Genomic DNA, 2,383 nt, shown 5'->3' with positions numbered 1-2,383 from the left:
GCGGCTGACGGCCTTCGGCCACAGGCGCGCGCCCGCGGCGTTGACGCGGTCGAAGACGAAGCGCGGGGCGCGCGGCATCGCGGCGAAGTAGACGACGCTGCCGCCGCCGACGCAGTTGCCGCCGAGCAGGCTCATCCCGTCGCCGACGACGAAGTCGAAGATCCTGGTGTAGGAGGAGCCGAGCAGGAAGTCGTGCTCGAAGTCGCCGGCCGTCAGCCAGGGGCCGCGCTCCAGGACGGTGACCTTGGCGCCGCCGGCCGCCAGGTGGTAGGCCGCGATCGCGCCGCCGAAGCCGCTGCCGACGATGAGGACGTCGGTCTTCTCCGTGGAGGTCATGCCGGGCTCCCTGTCGCCGTCGTGTCCGGGTGCAGCTCGGCCAGCGGGCGGCCGTAGGAGAAGTCGGGGAACCGCCAGAGGGCGTCCTCGCCGGGGTCGAGGAAGCCCATCGCGAGGAGGCCCGGGTGGCCGGCCGCGAGGGCGTCGGTGGTGTGCAGGTGGGCGGCGGTGTCGAAGGCCATGTTGCTGAAGAGGGTCAGCAGCACCCACAGCTCCTTCTCGGGGTGCTGGGGCGACGTCAACTCCCTGGCCAGCGCCGTGCGGTCGTCGAAGCCGAGCGCGACGAACGGCGGGACGCCGTCGTCGAGCACGAGCCCATGCCCGGCCGCGTACTCCCGGGCGTGGCGGTTGAGCGCCTCGGCGTAGTCGTCCAGGGCGGTGGAGATCCCGGTCGCGGGCGTCTCCAGCAGCTCGATCGCCCCGGCCGCGACGGCACCGCCGCCGGCCGAGACGCCGGCCACCGCCCGGTCGTCGGGCGACCTCTTCTCGCCGGGGACGATGGTGTCCGCGAATGCCTCCAGGGTCATCGTTCGGGCCCGGTACTCATCCGATATGTCGGAGCGCACTGGCGTCTCCTCGGGTTCGTGGGTGGGAAAGCCGGGGGGCCGATACCGGTGCGCGCCGTTCGGAAACCGGAGCGCGGGCACCGCTGCCCCCCGTTTCGCAGGCGCGACGGCAGTATCGTGCATGCGAACGACGCCCCCGCGCATCTTCGGCGTTGCTGCCCCCGACGCCCCGTCAGTTGCGCCGACTTGCCGCGTACTTGCCATGTCCGCTTCTTCCGTATTGCTGCCTCGATGGCAATACGCCGGAGTAGGTATTCCGCCACTGGCCGAGGGCATGCCATGAATATGACGGGCTCTTGTTGCGCCTGACATGCACTGCTACGGTCTTCATTCATCACGGACGCGCAACTTCCGATCATGGCGGTCCCAGGGTGACCAAGACCGCTCGCCAACCCGCGGTGAAGAACCGCTGAACGTTCACGGGCGGAGGGGGGTGGGTTGAACATGGGCACTGACGCTGCCGAGGGGGGGACCAGACGACCGCGGTTATTGCTGGTCAGGTCGGCGCCAGCGCATCACAACTGTCGAACCGAAAGCGGCTCCTAGAATCTGGGGTAGCAATGAAGCCGGCTATCGAACAGGCCGTGACTCGCGCCATCGAGACCATGCAGGAAAACATTGGTGAGATACTCACCATTGACGACATGGCGCGCGCCGCGATGTACAGCAAATTCCACTTCTCGCGAGAATTCCAGCGCGTCACGGGGGTGTCGCCCCGGCGGTTCCTCTCCGCGATCCGGATACAGGAGGCCAAACGTCTCCTGCTGGAAACGACGTTCACCGTCACCGAGATCAGCCACCACGTCGGGTACAACAGCGTCGGGACGTTCAGCTCCCGCTTCGCGGCCAGCGTCGGCATCTCCCCCACCATGTTCCGCCAGCTCGGCGGCTACACCCCCGGGATCGGCATCGAGGGCCACGCGGCCGACGAGACGTCCTCCGTGCGGGGTGAAGTGCGCAGCGCCGTCGCCGGGTTACTGGGGCAGGTGTTCCTCGGCCTGTTCCCCACCCGCATCCCCCAGGGCCGTCCGGCCGGCTGCGTCGTCCTCCCCGGCCCCGGACGGTACCTGATCGACGGTGTTCCCCCCGGGACGTGGTACCTGCTGGCGCACTCCGTGCCCGCGGCCTTCGACGAGGTCCTGCTCGGCGAGCAGGAGGTGTTCGTCGGTTCGGTCGGGCCGATCGAGGTGCGCGCCGACGTGCCGCTGATCCCGGCGGACGTGGTGATGCGGCCCAAGCACACGGTCGACCCGCCGGTGCTGCTGGCGCTGATGGACGTCCGGACGGCCGCCGTGCGCGCCGGCCTGGCGCGCGCGGGCACCGGCTGATCCCGGTTCGGACGCCGTCGCCGGGCAGCGGACGGCGGTCGGACCGGCAGCGGACGTGACATCCGCACACGACAGAGGGGCCCACCGAGCACGATGGGCCGCTCGTCCGGACGGCGCGGTCGCGGCCGGCGAGCCCGAGGCGGCGTGGTGGTG

3 protein-coding genes are annotated in these 2,383 nt (G+C 70.2%); 1 reads left to right on the top strand and 2 read right to left on the bottom strand.

Features of this window, described 5'->3' with window-relative positions:
* Together AB0O00_RS36000 and AB0O00_RS35995 are read right to left on the bottom strand one after the other, a co-directional pair.
* Nucleotides 1-336, bottom strand: a 336-nt coding sequence (locus AB0O00_RS36000) for an FAD-dependent oxidoreductase (protein ID WP_363658917.1), incomplete at its 3' end; no start/stop codon positions are given.
* Nucleotides 333-863, bottom strand: coding sequence for a DUF5987 family protein (locus AB0O00_RS35995; protein WP_363658916.1), 531 nt, complete (start codon nt 861-863; stop codon nt 333-335). The genes AB0O00_RS36000 and AB0O00_RS35995, both read right to left, overlap by 4 nt.
* Nucleotides 864-1,507: 644 nt before the next feature.
* On the opposite strand from AB0O00_RS35995, the gene AB0O00_RS35990 reads away from it, so the two are divergent.
* The gene (locus AB0O00_RS35990) at nt 1,508-2,230 is read left to right on the top strand and encodes a helix-turn-helix transcriptional regulator (protein WP_363658915.1); all 723 of its coding nucleotides are present in this window, start codon (nt 1,508-1,510) and stop codon (nt 2,228-2,230) included.
* Nucleotides 2,231-2,383: the final 153 nt, after the last annotated feature.

The sequence above is a fragment of the Kitasatospora sp. NPDC093558 genome, assembly GCF_040683475.1.
Taxonomy (GTDB): domain Bacteria; phylum Actinomycetota; class Actinomycetes; order Streptomycetales; family Streptomycetaceae; genus Kitasatospora.
This window is presented reverse-complemented; position numbering and strand designations above follow the sequence as displayed.